Below are 1,373 nucleotides of genomic sequence, written 5' to 3' on the forward strand. Positions count from 1 at the left end.
GAACGGTCTGGACAGTCCAAGAAAGCAAGGCATCTTCAAAGACTCTTAAGTAAGTCCTATTACGCGAAGCTCTTGGCAGTAAGGAAAATAACCCAAGACAATCAGGGCAAAAGAACTGCCGGGGTAGACGGAGTAAAATCCCTCTGGCCTACACAACGACTGGAATTAGCCCAAAAACTTGGGAATAACTACAAAGCCCGCTCCTTACGTAGAATATGGATTCCTAAATCAGGTCGCGATGAAAAGCGTCCTTTAGGGATTCCGACGATAAGAGATAGAGCTGAGCAAGCTTTGGTTAAACTGGCACTAGAACCGCAATGGGAAGCTCGATTTGAGGCAGACTCATACGGATTTAGGCCAGGAAGGTCGGCACATGATGCGATTGATGCCATATTCAAAAAGGTGCATAAGAGACCAAATTGGGTATTAGATGCAGATATTGCAAAATGCTTCGACCGAATTAACCATGATTACCTGCTGTCCAAACTAGATTGTCCATCCGTGTTCAAACGGAAAATCAAACAATGGCTTAAAGCCGGCGTTCTGGATAATGGCGTATTTGAGGCAACAGAGTCAGGAACTCCACCTTGTGGAGTCATTAGTCCACTCCTGGCCAACATTGCCTTACATGGGATGATAAATTCGGTTGTTAATGCTTTTTCCAAGACTAAGACCATTAACGGAAAACAAGAACGAAACTATCGCCCGAAAATCATTCGATACGCCGATGACTTCGTGGTTCTCTCGCCAGTTAAAGAAGTCATACTAAAAGCCCGTAACCTGATTGAACAATGGCTGGAACCAGTTGGATTAAAGCTTAAGCCCGAAAAGACAAGAATCTGCCATACCCATGAATTCTCAGAAGAAGGGGGAGAGGCAGGTTTTGACTTTTTAGGTTTCAATATCCGCCATAAAACAGTTGGCAAGTACAAGGCCACAAACACTGGGGCTGGCAAAGGATTATTCCAGCTCAACATAAAACCAAGCAAGAAGTCAGTCAAGGAACACTACAAGGCAATTAAGGCGGTCATAAAGGCTCATAAAACAGCCCCACAAGCCGTATTAATCAAACGACTGAATCCAGTCATAAAAGGATGGAGTAATTATTACAGCACAGTAGTATCCAAAGAAACATTCTCCAAACTCGACGATAAGGTTTGGGGGGCCTTAAGGGCATGGACAGTATCAAGATGCGGAAAAGCGTCCATTAATAAGCTCAGAAAGTATTACCATCATGGAGCCAATGGAAAATGGACGTTTCAAGCGCAAGATGGGCTGAGACTATTGAAACACATGGAAACGCCTATCAAGCGACACATCAAAGTCAAAGGTGATAAGTCTCCATTTGATGGAGATTGGGCTTACTGGAGTAA

General features: G+C 43.9%; 1 protein-coding gene. It reads left to right on the forward strand.

Annotation, left to right across the window (positions count from 1 at the left end):
• On the forward strand, window positions 1-1,373 hold a 1,373-nt coding region (gene ltrA / locus LKK83_RS20030), incomplete at both ends, for a group II intron reverse transcriptase/maturase (RefSeq protein WP_324633078.1).

This window comes from Phormidium sp. CCY1219 (assembly GCF_035615515.1).
In the GTDB taxonomy this organism is placed as follows: Bacteria; Cyanobacteriota; Cyanobacteriia; order Cyanobacteriales; family Laspinemataceae; genus CCY1219.